A 15,997-nucleotide genomic window follows, 5' to 3' on the forward strand; every position below is an offset into this window, starting at 1 on the left:
GGCTACTTATACAGGTGTTGGCCGTCAGGCCTTATTGATTACGTGAGGACTTTAATGGACGACAACAAGAAGAAAGCCTTGGCTGCGGCCCTGGGTCAGATCGAACGTCAATTCGGCAAGGGTGCCGTAATGCGTATGGGCGATCAGGACCGTCAGGCGATCCCGGCTATCTCCACTGGCTCTCTGGGTCTGGACATCGCGCTCGGCATTGGCGGTCTGCCAAAAGGCCGTATCGTTGAGATCTACGGTCCTGAATCCTCCGGTAAAACCACGCTGACACTGTCGGTGATCGCCCAGGCTCAAAAAGCCGGCGCGACCTGCGCATTCGTCGATGCTGAACACGCCCTCGACCCTGAATACGCCGGCAAACTGGGCGTCAACGTCGACGACCTGCTGGTTTCTCAGCCGGACACCGGCGAGCAAGCCCTGGAAATCACCGACATGCTGGTGCGTTCCAACGCGGTTGACGTGATCATCGTCGACTCCGTGGCGGCGCTGGTGCCAAAGGCTGAAATCGAAGGCGAAATGGGTGACATGCACGTGGGCCTGCAAGCCCGTCTGATGTCCCAGGCGCTGCGTAAAATCACCGGTAACATCAAGAACGCCAACTGCCTGGTTATCTTCATCAACCAGATCCGTATGAAAATCGGCGTGATGTTCGGCAGCCCGGAAACCACCACCGGTGGTAACGCGCTGAAGTTCTACGCTTCGGTTCGTCTGGACATCCGCCGTACCGGCGCGGTGAAAGAAGGTGACGAGGTTGTTGGTAGCGAAACCCGCGTCAAGGTTGTGAAGAACAAGGTAGCTTCGCCGTTCCGTCAGGCCGAGTTCCAGATTCTTTACGGCAAGGGCATCTACCTCAACGGTGAGATGATCGACCTGGGTGTTCTGCACGGTTTCGTCGAGAAATCCGGTGCATGGTATGCCTACGAAGGCACCAAGATCGGTCAGGGCAAGGCCAACTCGGCCAAGTTCCTGGCGGACAACCCGGAGATCGCCACGAAACTTGAGAAGCAACTGCGCGACAAGCTGTTGACTCCAGCGCCGGACGTCAAAGCATCGCCAGTCAAAGAGACTGCTGATGATCTGGCTGACGCTGATATCTGATTGATCCGATGACCGCCGTACTCGATACACTCGTCGCGGTGCGGCGAACCGCAATGGACCTGCTCGCGCGACGCGAGCACGGTCGAGTCGAGTTGACGCGTAAACTGCGTCAACGCGGCGCCCTCCCTGAAATGATCGACACGGCGCTCGACCGTTTGACGGAAGAAGGCCTGCTGTCCGAATCCCGTTATCTCGAAAGCTTTGTTTCCTACCGTTCCCGTTCCGGTTATGGCCCTTTGCGTATTCGTGAAGAGTTGAGCCTGCGCGGCCTGCAACGTACCGACATTGAACTCGCTTTACGCGAAAGCGGTATCAACTGGCAGGAACAACTGGAAGACACCTGGCGGCGAAAGTTTTCCGGGCATTTACCGATAGACGCCCGGGAACGTGCCAAACAGGGCAGGTTCCTGAGTTATCGGGGATATTCCATGGAAATGATCAGCCGCTTGTTCAGTGGCCGAGGGATGGACGATTAACTGAAACGGCTCGCTATTTCGATAGCGGGCCGTTTTTTTTTGCTTACGTAACCTTGGACGATTCCCGCGTGTGTTGTTGCGCCTGGGGTTTGGACTGCGCCCAGTTTTCCGGCAGGTTGATGTAGTCCACCAGTTCCCGCAGGCGTCCATGATCACGGGCGTTAAAGGTGAAAGCGAGTCGCGCCAGGTGGCTGAACCGCGGTTCGTCGTGTTCCTCTCCGCTGTAGGCGTGTTGATGGAAATGATCGCTCAGACACAGGTCGGCAAATGCCTCCTGCATGTGTTCGAGCGCCTGGTCGCTGAGCTTGTGATTCATGCGGATCACGAATTGATGCTTGAGCCAGCGGCTGGAGTGGAAGTTGCTGTAGAACTGGTTGATCTGCTCCACGGCCTCTTCCGCGCTGTAGACCAGACTGACGAGTTTCATATCGGTTGGCAGGATGTAGCGATTTTCCTCCAGTTGATGGTGAATGAAGTCCAACGCGCCTTGCCAGAACTTGCCGCCCGGCGCATCCAGTAGCACCACGGGGACCAATGGGCTTTTGCCGGTCTGGATCAATGTCAGCACTTCCAGCGCTTCATCCAGGGTGCCGAAACCGCCAGGGCACAGGACCAGCGCATCGGCTTCCTTGACGAAGAACAGCTTGCGGGTAAAGAAAAAGTGGAAGGGCAGCAGGTTGGTAGTGCCATTCACGGTGGGATTGGCATGTTGCTCGAAGGGCAGGGTGATGTTGAATCCCAAGCTGTGTGCCAGGCCAGCACCTTCGTGGGCTGCAGCCATGATGCCGCCACCGGCACCGGTGATGACCATCAGGTCTGAGCGCGCCAGCGCGGCGCCAAGTTCCCGGGCCAGACCGTACAGCGGATGTTCTATCGGTGTTCGGGCCGAGCCAAAAACGGTGACCTTTCGGCGCCCCCTGAATTGCTCCAGAACACGGAAAGCTTGTTCCAGTTCACGCAGGGCTTGCAGGGTGATCTTGGCATTCCAGCGGTTGTGATCTTCCTGGGCCATGCGTAGCACGGTCAGGATCATGTCGCGGTAGATCGGGATGTTCGGGCTGTTGGGTGAAACCAGGTTGAGTTGCTCTTCGACCTTGCTGATGAGGTCGTGGCCGCTTTCTTCAAAATGACGGCTCAGGAGGTCATTCGGTTGGTAAGGCATCAACTTCTCCTTCCATACAGGCTCTGTTTTTCCCTTGGATGAAGGAAACATTCGCACAACAAGACGCGTTTTGGGCAGCCCCTTTCCTGCCCTGAAAAGTAAACGTGAACTCTATGAATCTAGACCCTCGCGGCGTTTTTCGCTGACTTGATCATTGCGCCGCAAAGTCTTTCCTGGCAACCGCTTATTGGTGATTTGCAAGGTGCTTTCACCGCTCGTCTGAACGCGAGGCGGGCGTCCGACAGTCTGATTTACTAATTACAGGCACGACACAACCGTTTTGCGTCAAAGGCAGGGCGTACGGTACAAGCGGTTCAAGGATTCGAGGTGCAAGGAGGCGGGAAGCGATGGCCAGAGTCATTCTGGAGATCGATACGCAATTGTATCGATTACTGAAGTCATCGGCCGAGACCAATCATTTGAGTCTCGAAGAGGAGTGCTGCCGGCGTCTGGAGGGCGCCGACCGACGTTCACGTTATTTGCAGGCGTTGTTGGCAGAACTGCGCGCCGAGGATGAACAGCGGCGCGCCAATCCCCGATGACTACTTCTTCTTGGTCGGAGCCGCTTTCGGGCAGTCCGATTCCTGATAGCTGGCGGAGCCGACTGAACGGTTGGTCTTCACCTCAGTGAAGTCGTAACGCATGACGGCGCCCTTGGCCATCAGTTTGCGGAACGATGGGTTGTTGCATACAGAGGCGCCAAGCTGGAAATACACGGCTTTCGGGTCGGCACGCATTTTGTTGGCGTGGCTGCTTTGTACGCTTAGATGGTTGATCAGCGTGTTGCCTTCGACGGTGTAGCCCTGATCAAGAATGTCTTCGTTGATCGCCCGTGGAGTACCAACACTGCTTTGTGTGGCGACGTTTCGCAGCTCTCTGTTGAGATTCTGCTCACTCAAGGAAGCAGCCTGAGCGCTGAAGGACGACGCCAGCAAAATGGCAGCGGTGGGAACGATAAGGCGCAGCATGAAACTCTCCTGGTTCAGTGACTGGTGGTTCGACCCGTCACATGACTGTGCGTTCAGTGGCGGCGAATTATAGGGGACGAGGCCTGGACGGTACAGGCTTGCGCCGGCTGCTCTGATAAACTCCCGCCACTTTCTGCCCTGCCGAGTGTTTTTCGTGTCGATTTTCTTCCCCTGCCGGCGTTGCCTGCGATGAACCCTGCAACCCCACGTTTTGCTGCAAACGCAGTCGCCCGCTTGCGCGATGAGCGAGAGGAAGAGGGTATCAAGCCGATTCAGGCTCGAGGCTGGAGGGCGCCGCGTTGCCGAGCCTGCCGCGTGATCGAGAGCCACTGCCTGTGCGCCTGGCGCCCGCAAGTCGAGGCCCGCTCTGGCGTCTGCCTGATCATGACCAACAAGGAAGTGTTCAAACCGAGCAACACCGGTTGGTTGATCGCCGATGTGGTGCGCGACAACCATGCGTTCATCTGGTCGCGTACGGAAGTTGATGAGCAACTGCTGGCGCTGCTGGCCGACCCGCAATGGCAACCCTATCTGGTGTTTCCGGGTGAGTACGTCGAACCCGAGCGTGTCACAAACAGCGTTGATGCCGATCGTTCGAAGCGTCCGCTGTTCATTCTGCTGGATGCCACCTGGACAGAAGCCCGGAAGATTTTCCGCAAAAGCCCCTACTTTGATCGTCTTCCGATCCTGAGCCTGTTGCCCGAGAAACTGTCGCGGTACCGGTTGCGCCGGTCGACCCGCAGCGAGCATTTATGCACCGCCGAAGTGGCGGCACTGTGTCTCGATCTGGCGGGTGATACCGAGGCAGCGTCGGCGCTGGACGCTTATTTCGATGTGTTCAGCCAACATTACCTGGATGCCAAACATCAGCTTGAAATGAATGTTTCAACACCGGCACACGCCGAGCTGATGCCTTTTGTGTAAATCGGCGCCCCTGTCACGCCTTGATTGTCGCCCATACTGCAAAAGACTGTACTGGCCATGCACCTTGACCACCCCGGCTTCGCTGGGCATGCTTGGCGCCGATTAGGGCGCGGCCAAGTTTGATACGCCGTATTCTTTACGTGGATAGCCACGTGATTGGCGTTGAACGTGCCCTGTTGGTGCAGCTCCGTGGCTGTACCTCGAGTTGTTGGTGAGGCCTGAATTCATCGGGTGTCCCATAAAAAACAGGATCATTAGAAAAATGGCCACATACGAAATCCTGATTGCCGATGACCACCCTCTTTTTCGTAGCGCCCTGCATCAAGCGTTGACCCTGGGCCTGGGCCCGGAAGTCCGACTGGTGGAAGTGGCAAGTATTGCCGAGCTGGAAACCCGTCTGGACGAAAAGTCCGACTGGGATCTGGTGCTGCTGGACCTGAACATGCCGGGGGCCTACGGTTTTTCAGGGCTGGTGCTGTTGCGCGGTCAGTATCCGCAAATTCCGGTGGTCATGGTGTCGGCCCAGGAAGAAGCCTCGATCATGGTCAAGTCTCGTGAATTCGGCGCCAGCGGCTTCATTCCCAAGTCCAGTGATCTGAGCGTCATCCAGAAAGCCGTACGCGCGGTGCTCGATGGTGATGTGTTCTGGCCGCCCCAGGCGTTCGAGGCGGTCAGCGTTTCCGCCGAAGCCAAGGCCGCCAGCGAAGGTCTTGCGAGCCTGACGCCTCAGCAGTTTCGTGTTCTGACCATGGTCTGTGAAGGCTTGTTGAACAAGCAGATTGCCTACGAGCTGAGCGTTTCCGAAGCGACGATCAAGGCTCACGTGACAGCGATTTTTCGCAAGCTGAATGTGCGGACCCGGACCCAGGCAGCTTTGCTTCTGCAACAACTTGAGTCAATTTCGAGCTAAGCAGGCGCGGCGCGTTCACGCTTTTTTGACTTTGCTTACTCTAGCTTTCCCACTTCCTTTTTGGTCAGTTGCCTACTTTATGTCACCTTTCAAAGGCCAAACCGGCCTAAAACGCATCCTTAACGCCTCCGGTTATTCGCTGGACGGTCTGCGCGCAGCCTTCACCGGCGAAGCGGCCTTTCGGCAACTGGTGTTGCTCAACGTCATACTGATCCCGCTGTCGTTCTTCCTGAACGTCAGTCGCGTCGAGCAGGCGTTGCTGATTGCAGTCTGCCTGTTGGCGTTGATTGTCGAATTGCTCAATTCGGCAGTGGAAGCGGCCATCGACCGCATTTCCCTTGAGTTGCACCCATTGTCCAAAAATGCCAAGGACATGGGCAGCGCCGCTCAGTTAGTGGCGTTAACCATGATCGCGCTGGTCTGGGCAGTCATCCTGCTTTAAGCGATGGAGGGGAGAACGATCTCGTCGCTGCGCTGAACCCCGGCGGTGAAAGCGCGGCACAGGTCGAGGAATTCACGCATCGCCGACGTCTGATATTTCTGTTTGTGCCAGATGAAATAGAACTGCCGCGCCAGGTCCAGATCCGGGGTCTCCACGGGCACCAGGCTGCCGCGGCGGAACGCGTCGCGTAGCGCCAGACGCGAAATACAGCCAATCCCCAACCCGGATTCCACCGCACGCTTGATCGCTTCGGTGTGTTCCAGTTCCAGCCGGATATTCAGCGAGCTGCGATGGTGACGCATGGCCTGGTCAAAGGTCAGTCGCGTGCCGGAGCCCTGTTCCCGCAGAATCCAGGCCTCATGAGTCAGCTCTTCCATGGTCGCCGTGCCGCGCTTGGCCAGTGGATGCTGGGGCGCGCAGAACACCACCAGTTCATCCTCGACCCAGCTCTGCACTTCAATGTCCGGATGACTGCAGTCGCCTTCGATTAGACCCAGATCAATTTCATAGTGGGCGACCTGCTGCACAATGTTGGCAGTGTTCTGCACGTGCAGCTTCACCTGGCTTTCCGGATGGCGCTGCATGAAGCTGCCGATCAGCAAGGTGGCCAGGTAATTGCCGATGGTCAGGGTCGCGCCGACCGCCAGAGAGCCGAATCCCGACTTGCCATTGAGCAAGTCTTCGATTTCCTTGGACTGGTCGAGCAGCGCCACCGCTTGCGGCAGCAGTTGTTTGCCGAGGGCATTGAGGCTCAGCCGCTTGCCGGCGCGGTCGAACAGCTGACAGCTGGACTGACGCTCTAGCTCGGTGATCGAGGTGCTCGCCGCCGATTGCGAGAGGTTGAGCAGACCCGCAGCACGGGATACGCTTTCCTGCTGGGCGACGGCGACGAATACTTGAAGTTGACGGAGAGTAAATCGCATATCGATATAACCGATAACCCTTATCTTAATAATCCAGTTAACAGATATTGTGGCTGCCATTAGAATGCGATGCAATTGCGCACAGCAGCTCATTTTTCGCAGAGCGGGCGCAGAGCATGCGCTGACCAAATCTCCAGGAGTCCCACGTACATGAGCAACATGAACCACGAGCGTGTCCTCAGTGTTCATCACTGGAACGACACTCTGTTCAGCTTCAAGTGCACCCGCGACCCGGGCCTGCGCTTCGAGAACGGTCAGTTCGTGATGATCGGCCTGCAACAGCCCAACGGCCGGCCGCTCATGCGCGCTTACTCGATTGCCAGCCCGAACTGGGAAGAGCATCTCGAGTTCTTCAGCATCAAGGTGCCTGATGGGCCGCTGACTTCCCAGCTGCAGCATCTGAAGGAAGGCGACGAGATCATCATCAGCAAAAAGCCTACCGGCACGCTGGTGCTGGATGACTTGAAGCCTGGCAAACATTTGTACCTGCTCAGCACCGGTACCGGTCTGGCGCCGTTCATGAGCGTCATCCAGGACCCGGAAACCTACGAGCGTTTCGAAAAAGTGATCCTGTGCCACGGCGTACGTTACGTCAACGAAGTCGCTTACCGCGAGTTCATCACCGAGCACTTGCCGCAGAACGAGTTCTTCGGCGAGGCCCTGAGTGACAAGTTGATCTACTACCCGACCGTGACCCGCGAGCCGTTCGAGAACGAAGGTCGCCTGACCGACCTGATGCGCAGCGGCAAGCTGTTCAGCGACATCGGTCTGCCACCGATCAACCCGCAGGACGACCGCGCCATGCTGTGCGGCAGCCCGAGCATGCTCGACGAGACCAGCGAAGTGCTGAACAGCTTCGGCCTGAAAGTGTCGCCGCGGATGCGCGAGCCGGGTGATTACCTGATCGAGCGAGCGTTCGTCGAGAAGTAAGTACACCGCATCACTGAAAAGCCCCCATTGCCTATGCAGGCAAATGGGGGCTTTTTTATGGTCCTGTAGGAGCATGGCTTGCCGGCGATGGCGTCCTGGAGATCGCCATCGTCGGATCGCCGCCCGGAGCAAGCTCAGCTCCTACAAATCGGGTACAGGGATGACTTCGAGGACACGGATTACCCCGGCTTCGGGATAATGCCAACGCACGTCCAGATCCCAGAACTGTGCGCCGTATTCCCGTTCGGGTGTAGGAATCTGGTACGCCGGACGTGGGTCTTGTGCCAGGCATTGCTCGATCAGTTCCACCAGCGGTTCTTCAAGGCGCTGAGCATGGCCGTGAGCCTGTTGCAGCGCTGAATCCGTCCACTGCACGGGAATCAGCTGCGGCGCAGCGCTGGCGATGCTGTTGGAGGCGGTATCGATGATGTCGGCGTAAGGAACGTAGGGTTTGATGTCGAGAATCGGCGTGCCGTCCAGCAGGTCGATGCCGGATATCCACAGGCGATTGGCTTCAACCTTATCCAGTTTCACCACGGATTGGCCGATGCCATTGGGCCGATGGGTCGCGCGGGTGGCGAACACGCCCATGGATTTGTTACCGCCGAGACGAGGAGGGCGGACTTTCAGCCGTGGCTTTTCTTCCAGTGCCTGATGAAACAGGAACAGCAGCCACACGTGGCTGACCTGCTCCAGACCTTGCACCGCATCGCCCTGATCGAACGGCGCCACCAGTTCCAGTACGCCGCGGGCGGCCGGAGCCAGTTGTGGTTGGCGCGGGATGGCGAACTTCTCCTTGAAGCAGGAGCGCACAAAGCCGATGGGGGAAACGTTGTAGGTCATGGTCTGGGGTCGAGGCGGGGTGAGGGCGGGCATGATAACCCGAGCAGCCGCAGGATCGGTGGTGCCTGTCGTCCGCCATCGCGAGCAAGCTTTGCTCCTACAGATTGAACGCAATCCCCGTAGGAGCAAAGCTTGCTCGCGATTGGCCGCGCTGCCGATCTAAAGACTAAACCCACCGTCCAAAGGGATGATATTCCCCGTCATGTAAGCGCCAGCCGTACTCGCCAGACTGATCGCCAACGCCGCCATCTCTTCCTCCCGGCCCCAGCGTTTCATTGGAATCAACGCTGTGTCATCGGCCAACGCCTGCTCATCATTGCCAATGTGCTGAGTCATCTTGCTCGGAAAACGCCCCGGTGCGATGACGTTGACGTTGATGTGCTGGCTCACCAGCTCCCGCGCGAGAATTCGCGACAGTTGATGCAGGGCGGCCTTACTTGGCCCGTAGGCATAGGCCTGTTCGCCGAAGGACGAAATGCCCGCCACTGAACCGATATTGATAATTCGCGCCGGATTCGCTGCCGAACCGGCCTTGCGCAGCAGTGGCAAAAACTGCTGAATGCAGTTGAACACCGAGGTCACGTTGAGCTGCATGACCTTTTCCCAGCCCTTGACCGGGTAGCTCTCCAGCGGCGCGCCCCACGTGGTGCCGGCGTTGTTCACCAGAATATCCAGATGAGTGATCTGCTCGCCCAGTCGCGTAGCCAGTTGAAGCACGCCTTCTTCGGTGGCCAGGTTGGCCGCCACTCCGTGGCAACAACCGAATGCGCTCAATTCATCAGCCGTTTGCTGACAGGCTTCGGCATCCCGGGCGCAGACGTACACGGTGGCGCCAGCCTCGACAAAATCCTTGGCGATCATTTTGCCGATACCACGGGTGCCGCCGGTCACCAGAGCGGTGCGGCCTTGCAGGGAAAAGTACGGGTGCATGGCGAATCCTGAGAGCTGAGGGTCAATACACCCTAGTCGTCAGCCGCCGGAAGCGGAGCCACTATTTTTGCGAGGAATGAAGCGCTATGTCGCTACCCTGTAGGAGCACAGCTTGCTGGCGATGGCGTTTTCGAGATCGCCTTCGCCAGCAAGCTGTGCTCCTACAGGTTCGTGGGCGATTTACTGCGGGCGAACGCGCAGGGTCAGGCCCTTGAGGAAGTTGCGCAGCAACTGGTCGCCGCACGGGCGGTAGTTGGTGTGGCCGAACTTGCGGAACAGTGCGCTCAGCTCAGGCTTGGACACCGGGAACTCGGAGGCCTTGAGAATCGCGTGCATGTCGTCTTCTTTCAGTTCGAAAGCCACACGCAGTTTCTTCAGGATGATGTTGTTGGTCACCGGCACTTCGATCGGCTGCGGCGGACGGCTTTCGTCCTTGCCGCGCTTGAAGGTCACCAGGCCGTCGAGGAAATGCGCCATGACTTCATCCGGGCAGCGTACGAAGCCTTCTTCGTCTTCCTCTTTCTTGTCGAGGTACGTCACCAGGTCTTCCAGGGTCACGTCCATGCCGCCGAGCTTGATGATCTCGATGACTTTCTTGTCGCTGATGTCGAGCATGTAGCGCACGCTGCGCAGTACGTCGTTATGAATCATGGTGTGCAGTCCTGATATTCAGCAGTGGGCGCCGCATAAACAGCGGCGCCAAAATGTGTGGCGGCGTGAAAAGTCTTAGAACTTCTCTTTGCCGGACAGGTAACGCCATTGGCCCAACGGCACTTTGCCGATGGACACGCCGCCAATGCGGATGCGGCGGATGGCGACAACCTTCAGGCCTACGGCCTGGCAGAACAGGGCGATGACGCCCGGTTGTGGGTTCTTCATCGCAAAACGCAGGCGGTTTTCGTTCTGCCAGCTGGCTTTGACCGGCGGCAGTTCCTTGCCCTTGTAGGTCAGGCCGTGGTTCAGGCGGTTGAGGCCGTGAGCCACCATGTCGCCTTCAACTTCGACCACATACTCTTGCTCGATCTTGGCGGAGTCGGCAGTGAGTTTGCGCAGGATCTTCCAATCCTGGGTGAACACCAAAAGACCGCTGGCGTTGGCCTGCAGGTCGGTGCTGGCGGTCAGGCGCAGGAAGTGGCCCTTGAGCGGACGTTTGCTGAAGCGGTGTTCTTCGCTCAAGGTCTCGGCGCTGATCGTTGCCAAGGCCGTTTCCGCATCCATGCCCACGGGCACGTTCAGCAGGATGGTCACCGGTTCCGGCGCAGTGGCCTTGGCTTCTGGATCAAGCTCGACTTTCTGGTTCTCGACCTTGAACTGCGGCTCGTCGATGACTTCACCGTCCACGGTGACCCAGCCGCCCTCGATGAACAGCTCAGCCTCCCGACGGGAACAGCCGACGAGTTCGATGAGGCGTTTGGAGAGACGAATCGGGTCAGTCATGACAGGGCCGTAACAAAAAAGGGGTGGGCATTGTACCTGCCTGGCGCCGGTTAATCCCGGCTCCATTTGCGCCGTAAAGCTTTTTGTGGGAGTGAGCCTGCTCGCGATAGCGGTAGATCAGTCAATTATCTGTTGAATGACACACCGCATTCGCGAGCAGGCTCGCTCCCACAGTTGTTCCGTGTGGTGTCAGCCATGCCGCGAATGTTGCTGGTTTTGGCGCAAACGCATGTGCAGCAGCGGATAAGGCTGCCCCATACCATCGACTTCCGAACGACCGATCACTTCGAAGCCCTGTTTGAAGTAGAAACCCAGGGCTTGCGGGTTCTGTTCGTTGACGTCGAGTTCATTGGCATTCAGGTGTTCCATCGCATAGCGCAGTAACTGCTTGCCCAGGCCCTGGCCGCGGTGAGCCGGGTCGATGAAGAGCATTTCGATCTTGCCCGCCGCGACCCCGGCGAACCCGGTGATGCGCTGGCGCGGGTCTTTGGTGCAGATCAGCATCACCGCATCGAGGTAGCGGGTCAGCACCAGATTCTTCAACAGTTCGATGTAGCTGTCCGGCAGAAAGTCATGAGTGGCGCGCACCGAGGCTTCCCAGACCTGAGTGAGTTCTTCGTAGTCGCTCTGTTTCGGTGTGTGAATGACCGAGTATTGACGCATGCCCGCTGGCCTCTCTTCCGTGGATGACGCGAGTTCTTTCTCTCACAAAACGATAGACCTAAAAAAGCCCCGCATCTCGTCAAGAGAGCAGGGCTTTTCGTATTTTTTGCGTTTAGATCTGTTCAGCCCACAGGTCGTATTCGTCGGCGTCGGTCACTTTGCACCAGACTTTATCGCCTGGTTTCAGGTTGCTGCCGTTGTCGATGAACACGTTGCCGTCGATTTCCGGGGCATCGAAGAAGCAGCGGCCAACCGCGCCTTGCTCGTCGACTTCATCGACCAGCACTTCGATTTCACGGCCGACGCGCATTTGCAGGCGAGCCGAGCTGATGGCTTGCTGGTGCGCCATGAAGCGGTCCCAGCGGTCTTGCTTGACGTCGTCCGGCACGATGGCCGCGTCCAGCAGGTTGGCCGGTGCGCCTTCGACTGGCGAATACTGGAAGCAGCCGACGCGGTCCAGTTGAGCTTCGGTCAGCCAGTTCAGCAGGTACTGGAAGTCTTCTTCCGTTTCGCCTGGGAAGCCGACGATGAAGGTCGAGCGGATGATCAGGTCCGGGCAGATTTCGCGCCAGTTCTTGATGCGGGCCAGGGTCTTGTCTTCGAAGGCCGGGCGTTTCATCGCTTTCAGGACTTTCGGGCTGGCGTGCTGGAACGGGATGTCCAGGTACGGCAGGATTTTCCCGGCGGCCATCAGCGGAATCAGCTCGTCGACGTGCGGATACGGGTAAACATAGTGCAGACGAACCCAGACGCCGAGGGTGCTCAGGGCTTCGCAGAGTTCGGTCATGCGGGTTTTCACCGGCGCGCCGTTCCAGAAACCGGTGCGGTATTTCACGTCGACGCCGTAGGCGCTGGTGTCTTGCGAGATCACCAACAGCTCTTTGACGCCGGCCTTGACCAGGCGCTGAGCTTCGTCGAGCACGTCACCGACCGGGCGGCTGACCAGTTTGCCGCGCATCGACGGGATGATGCAGAAGCTGCAGCTGTGGTTGCAGCCTTCGGAAATCTTCAGGTAGGCGTAGTGGCGCGGGGTCAGCTTGATGCCTTGCGGCGGCACTAGGTCGATCAACGGGTTGTGATCCTGACGCGGTGGCACGGCGTCGTGCACGGCGTTGACCACTTGCTCGTATTGTTGCGGACCGGTCACGGCCAGCACGCTTGGGTGCACTTTACGAATGTTGCCTTCTTCGACGCCCATGCAGCCGGTCACGATGACCTTGCCGTTTTCCTTGATGGCTTCGCCGATCACTTCCAGAGACTCAGCCTTGGCCGAGTCGATGAAGCCGCAGGTGTTGACCACCACGACGTCGGCGTCCTCGTAAGTGGACACAACGTCATAGCCTTCCATGCGCAGCTGGGTAAGGATGCGCTCGGAGTCGACCAGTGCTTTGGGGCAACCCAGGGATACGAAGCCAACTTTTGGATTGGCCGGCGCAGGAGTGGTGGACATGTCTAACCTCGGTATTTGTGACGCCTCCAGCCGAAGACGGCAAGGCGACAGACGGACGCTATGTTGCGTCTCTGGTCAAAAAGTGCGCAATTCTAGCGATGAGAGGCGCACTTGACCAGCTTTATGCAGGGAAATACGACGAGTGCTGCGCTATGCTTCTCGCCGTTACGCTTTACCGAATTTTTACAGTCAACAAAACGTCTGTAACCTCAAGTAAAACAGCGCATGCTGCACGGCAAAGCATAGTGCTTCTTATAAGAAGTCCGGGTCTGAGTAGTAGGAGTTTTGGATGGGGCAGGCAAGTAGTCAGGCAGCGGGCTCTGAGCATTCGGCGGCAAAGCCGATCGGCATGCTGGTCGCGGCGGTCGGCGTGGTTTATGGCGATATCGGCACGAGCCCGCTGTACACCCTCAAAGAAGTGTTTTCCGGTCACTATGGTGTACCGGTTGACCATGACGGCGTGTTCGGGATTCTGGCGCTGATTTTCTGGTCGCTGATCTGGGTCGTTTCAATCAAATACGTGCTGTTCGTGCTGCGTGCCGACAACCAGGGCGAAGGCGGGATCATGGCCTTGACCGCCCTGGCTCGGCGGGCTGCGGCCGGGCATCCGAAGTTGCGCGCGTTGCTGGTGATCTGCGGGCTGATCGGCGCGGCGTTGTTCTATGGCGACAGCATGATCACGCCGGCGATTTCCGTACTCTCGGCAATTGAAGGCCTGGGGCTGGCTTTCGAGGGTATCGACCATTGGGTGGTGCCACTGTCGCTGATCGTGCTGGTGGCGCTGTTCCTGATACAACGTCACGGCACTGCGCGGATCGGCATTCTGTTCGGGCCGATCATGGTGACCTGGTTTGTCGTGCTGGGGGCGTTGGGCGTCTACGGCATCATGCAACACCCGGAAGTGTTGCAAGCGATGAACCCGGTCTGGGGCGTGCGCTTCTTCATTGTGCACCCGGGCATGGGGGTGGCGATCCTCGGCGCGGTGGTGCTGGCACTGACCGGTGCCGAAGCGTTGTACGCCGACATGGGCCACTTCGGTCGCAAGCCGATTGCCCGTGCGTGGTTTATCCTCGTGCTGCCGGCGCTGGTGCTGAACTACTTCGGCCAGGGTGCCTTGCTGCTGGGTGATCCGGAAGCCGCGCGCAACCCGTTCTACTTGTTGGCGCCGAGCTGGGCGCTGATTCCGTTGGTGGGGTTGTCGACCCTGGCCACGGTCATTGCTTCTCAGGCGGTGATTTCCGGTGCGTTCTCCCTGACTCGTCAGGCGATTCAGCTCGGTTACATACCGCGCATGCACATTCAGCACACCTCCAGTGCCGAACAAGGCCAGATCTACATCGGCGCGGTGAACTGGGCGTTGATGGTCGGCGTCATCCTGTTGGTGCTGGGCTTCGAGTCCTCCGGCGCGCTGGCTGCGGCTTACGGCGTGGCCGTGACAGGCACGATGCTGATGACCACCATTCTGGTGTCGGCGGTGATATTGCTGCTGTGGAAATGGCCTCCGGTCCTCGCGGTTCCGCTGTTGCTCGGTTTCCTGCTGGTGGACGGTTTGTACTTCGCTGCCAACGTGCCGAAAATCATTCAGGGCGGGGCGTTCCCGGTGATCGCCGGTATCGTGCTGTTTGTGCTGATGACCACCTGGAAGCGCGGCAAGCAACTGCTGGTCGATCGTCTCGACGAAGGTGGCTTGCCGCTGCCGATCTTTATCAGCAGCATCGCCGTGCAACCGCCGCACCGCGTTCAGGGCACCGCCGTGTTCCTGACCGCGCGCCCGGACGCCGTGCCCCACGCGCTGTTGCACAACCTGCTGCATAACCAGGTGCTGCACGAACAAGTGGTGCTGCTGACGGTGGTGTACGAAGACATCCCGCGGGTGCCGGCATCACGGCGTTTCGAGGTTGAATCCCACGGTGAAGGTTTCTTCCGGGTGATCCTGCACTTTGGCTTCGTCGACGAGCCGGACGTGCCGCAAGCGTTGAAGCTGTGTCATCTCGACGACCTGGATTTCAGCCCGATGCGCACCACCTACTTCCTCAGCCGCGAGACGGTCATCGCTTCCAAACTCGAAGGCATGGCCCGATGGCGTGAGACGCTGTTCGCCTTCATGTTGCAGAACGCCAACGGCAATTTGCGCTTCTTCAATCTGCCGTTGAATCGGGTGATTGAACTGGGAACGCAGGTAGAGATGTAACCCACAACAAAAAGCCCCCGTTGCCATTGTGGTTGCGGGGGCTTTTTTGTGTCCGATGACTTGAAGTCACTTGCTATCCCCTGTAGGAGCGAGCCTGCTCGCGATGAGGACCTGACATTCAATCTTGATGTTGACTGGCAGAGCACCATCGCGAGCAGGCTCGCTCCCACAAGGGCTATGGTGTTATTTGCTTTCGGGTCGCTATTTTTTAGACTCGGCTTTTGTCCGAGCAGGTGGCGGCGTCAGTACCTTCACCGCATCATCAATTACGGCTTTACTCATTGCCGTCAGGTAATGCGCGGCCCAGGCGTGTCGGTCGGTGTCTCGGGCGTAGGCAGCATCTTTAGTCAGCTCCTTGGCAAGGAACAGAAAATCAGAAGCCATGGCTAGCGCATCACCGAGGGGTACGTCTCGACTGACACGGAACAGTGCCTTGTTTGAGCAGTAGATGAAGGGGGTGAGGCCGATGGTTTTCAGTTCTGAAATCGCGGACGAATCTGTTTTGGTCATGAATAAAAACTCCTAGTTGAGGAGCTGTCACATTCGTTTCCAAGCGAATGGGTGACAGCTATGCGCAGGTTGGAAACCGGGAAACTAGGAACCGGCACGCCCGAAGGCGTCCCACGCACAGCCGCCATATC

At 58.3% G+C, this 15,997-nt stretch carries 18 protein-coding genes; 8 read left to right on the forward strand and 10 right to left on the reverse strand.

The window, feature by feature from the left end:
* The first annotated feature begins 54 nt into the window (after nucleotides 1-54).
* Nucleotides 55-1,107, forward strand: a complete 1,053-nt coding sequence (gene recA / locus ACYZUA_RS08690; RefSeq protein ID WP_282376924.1) for a recombinase RecA — start codon at nucleotides 55-57, stop codon at nucleotides 1,105-1,107.
* An 8-nt stretch (nucleotides 1,108-1,115) separates the two neighbouring features.
* On the forward strand, nucleotides 1,116-1,583 hold the full coding sequence (recX, locus tag ACYZUA_RS08695; protein WP_461962760.1) for a recombination regulator RecX: 468 nt from the start codon (nucleotides 1,116-1,118) through the stop codon (nucleotides 1,581-1,583).
* Nucleotides 1,584-1,626: 43 nt separating this feature from the next.
* Here recX and ACYZUA_RS08700 read toward each other — a convergent pair whose 3' ends face one another.
* Nucleotides 1,627-2,745, reverse strand: a complete 1,119-nt coding sequence (locus ACYZUA_RS08700) for an LOG family protein (RefSeq protein WP_461962761.1) — start codon at nucleotides 2,743-2,745, stop codon at nucleotides 1,627-1,629.
* Nucleotides 2,746-3,092: 347 nt separating this feature from the next.
* Here ACYZUA_RS08700 and ACYZUA_RS08705 point away from each other — a divergent pair, with 347 nt between their 5' ends.
* Nucleotides 3,093-3,287 (forward strand): hypothetical protein, encoded by a 195-nt coding sequence (locus tag ACYZUA_RS08705; RefSeq protein ID WP_150654845.1) that lies wholly within the window; start codon nucleotides 3,093-3,095, stop codon nucleotides 3,285-3,287.
* Here ACYZUA_RS08705 and ACYZUA_RS08710 read toward each other — a convergent pair whose 3' ends face one another.
* Nucleotides 3,288-3,713: a PA3611 family quorum-sensing-regulated virulence factor gene (locus ACYZUA_RS08710; RefSeq protein ID WP_033053929.1), complete on the reverse strand. Its 426-nt coding sequence runs from the start codon at nucleotides 3,711-3,713 to the stop codon at nucleotides 3,288-3,290.
* Between the two features lie 189 nt (nucleotides 3,714-3,902).
* Here ACYZUA_RS08710 and ACYZUA_RS08715 point away from each other — a divergent pair, with 189 nt between their 5' ends.
* From ACYZUA_RS08715 to ACYZUA_RS08725, 3 genes are all read left to right on the forward strand, one after another.
* Nucleotides 3,903-4,637, forward strand: coding sequence for a tRNA-uridine aminocarboxypropyltransferase (locus tag ACYZUA_RS08715; protein ID WP_223433017.1), 735 nt, complete (start codon nucleotides 3,903-3,905; stop codon nucleotides 4,635-4,637).
* A gap of 262 nt (nucleotides 4,638-4,899) precedes the next feature.
* A complete protein-coding gene (gene erdR / locus ACYZUA_RS08720; protein ID WP_046046272.1) occupies nucleotides 4,900-5,547 on the forward strand; it encodes a response regulator transcription factor ErdR in 648 nt (215 codons plus the stop codon).
* Between the two features lie 79 nt (nucleotides 5,548-5,626).
* On the forward strand, nucleotides 5,627-5,989 hold the full coding sequence (locus ACYZUA_RS08725; RefSeq protein WP_008060649.1) for a diacylglycerol kinase: 363 nt from the start codon (nucleotides 5,627-5,629) through the stop codon (nucleotides 5,987-5,989).
* Here ACYZUA_RS08725 and ACYZUA_RS08730 read toward each other — a convergent pair.
* On the reverse strand, nucleotides 5,986-6,912 hold the full coding sequence (locus ACYZUA_RS08730) for a LysR family transcriptional regulator (protein ID WP_461962762.1): 927 nt from the start codon (nucleotides 6,910-6,912) through the stop codon (nucleotides 5,986-5,988). The two genes, ACYZUA_RS08725 and ACYZUA_RS08730, sit on opposite strands and share 4 nt — an antisense overlap.
* 150 nt (nucleotides 6,913-7,062) lie before the next feature.
* On the opposite strand from ACYZUA_RS08730, the gene fpr reads away from it, so the two are divergent.
* Complete coding sequence (gene fpr, locus ACYZUA_RS08735) at nucleotides 7,063-7,842, forward strand: ferredoxin-NADP reductase (protein ID WP_030127957.1); 780 nt, start codon at nucleotides 7,063-7,065, stop codon at nucleotides 7,840-7,842.
* 141 nt (nucleotides 7,843-7,983) lie between these two features.
* On the opposite strand, the gene tsaA is transcribed toward fpr, so the two are convergent.
* The 6 genes from tsaA to rimO all read right to left on the reverse strand — a co-directional run bounded on the left by tsaA (nucleotide 7,984) and on the right by rimO (nucleotide 13,165).
* Nucleotides 7,984-8,685, reverse strand: a complete 702-nt coding sequence (tsaA, locus tag ACYZUA_RS08740) for a tRNA (N6-threonylcarbamoyladenosine(37)-N6)-methyltransferase TrmO (RefSeq protein ID WP_461963920.1) — start codon at nucleotides 8,683-8,685, stop codon at nucleotides 7,984-7,986.
* Between the two features lie 159 nt (nucleotides 8,686-8,844).
* On the reverse strand, nucleotides 8,845-9,615 hold the full coding sequence (locus ACYZUA_RS08745; RefSeq protein ID WP_461962763.1) for an SDR family oxidoreductase: 771 nt from the start codon (nucleotides 9,613-9,615) through the stop codon (nucleotides 8,845-8,847).
* A gap of 180 nt (nucleotides 9,616-9,795) precedes the next feature.
* The gene (locus ACYZUA_RS08750) at nucleotides 9,796-10,266 is read right to left on the reverse strand and encodes a YehS family protein (protein WP_056739223.1); all 471 of its coding nucleotides are present in this window, start codon (nucleotides 10,264-10,266) and stop codon (nucleotides 9,796-9,798) included.
* Nucleotides 10,267-10,341: 75 nt separating this feature from the next.
* Nucleotides 10,342-11,052 (reverse strand): rRNA pseudouridine synthase, encoded by a 711-nt coding sequence (locus ACYZUA_RS08755; RefSeq protein ID WP_283183246.1) that lies wholly within the window; start codon nucleotides 11,050-11,052, stop codon nucleotides 10,342-10,344.
* A gap of 189 nt (nucleotides 11,053-11,241) precedes the next feature.
* Nucleotides 11,242-11,715: a GNAT family N-acetyltransferase gene (locus ACYZUA_RS08760; protein ID WP_461962764.1), complete on the reverse strand. Its 474-nt coding sequence runs from the start codon at nucleotides 11,713-11,715 to the stop codon at nucleotides 11,242-11,244.
* Between the two features lie 112 nt (nucleotides 11,716-11,827).
* Nucleotides 11,828-13,165 (reverse strand): 30S ribosomal protein S12 methylthiotransferase RimO, encoded by a 1,338-nt coding sequence (rimO, locus tag ACYZUA_RS08765; RefSeq protein ID WP_010462684.1) that lies wholly within the window; start codon nucleotides 13,163-13,165, stop codon nucleotides 11,828-11,830.
* Between the two features lie 289 nt (nucleotides 13,166-13,454).
* On the opposite strand from rimO, the gene ACYZUA_RS08770 reads away from it, so the two are divergent.
* Nucleotides 13,455-15,356: a potassium transporter Kup gene (locus tag ACYZUA_RS08770; protein ID WP_461962765.1), complete on the forward strand. Its 1,902-nt coding sequence runs from the start codon at nucleotides 13,455-13,457 to the stop codon at nucleotides 15,354-15,356.
* A gap of 201 nt (nucleotides 15,357-15,557) precedes the next feature.
* Here the strand turns inward: ACYZUA_RS08770 and ACYZUA_RS08775 are convergent, their stop codons facing one another.
* Nucleotides 15,558-15,866, reverse strand: a complete 309-nt coding sequence (locus tag ACYZUA_RS08775) for a DUF3077 domain-containing protein (RefSeq protein ID WP_461962766.1) — start codon at nucleotides 15,864-15,866, stop codon at nucleotides 15,558-15,560.
* Between the last annotated feature and the right edge of the window lie 131 nt (nucleotides 15,867-15,997).

This window comes from Pseudomonas sp. LS2P72, assembly GCF_054897865.1.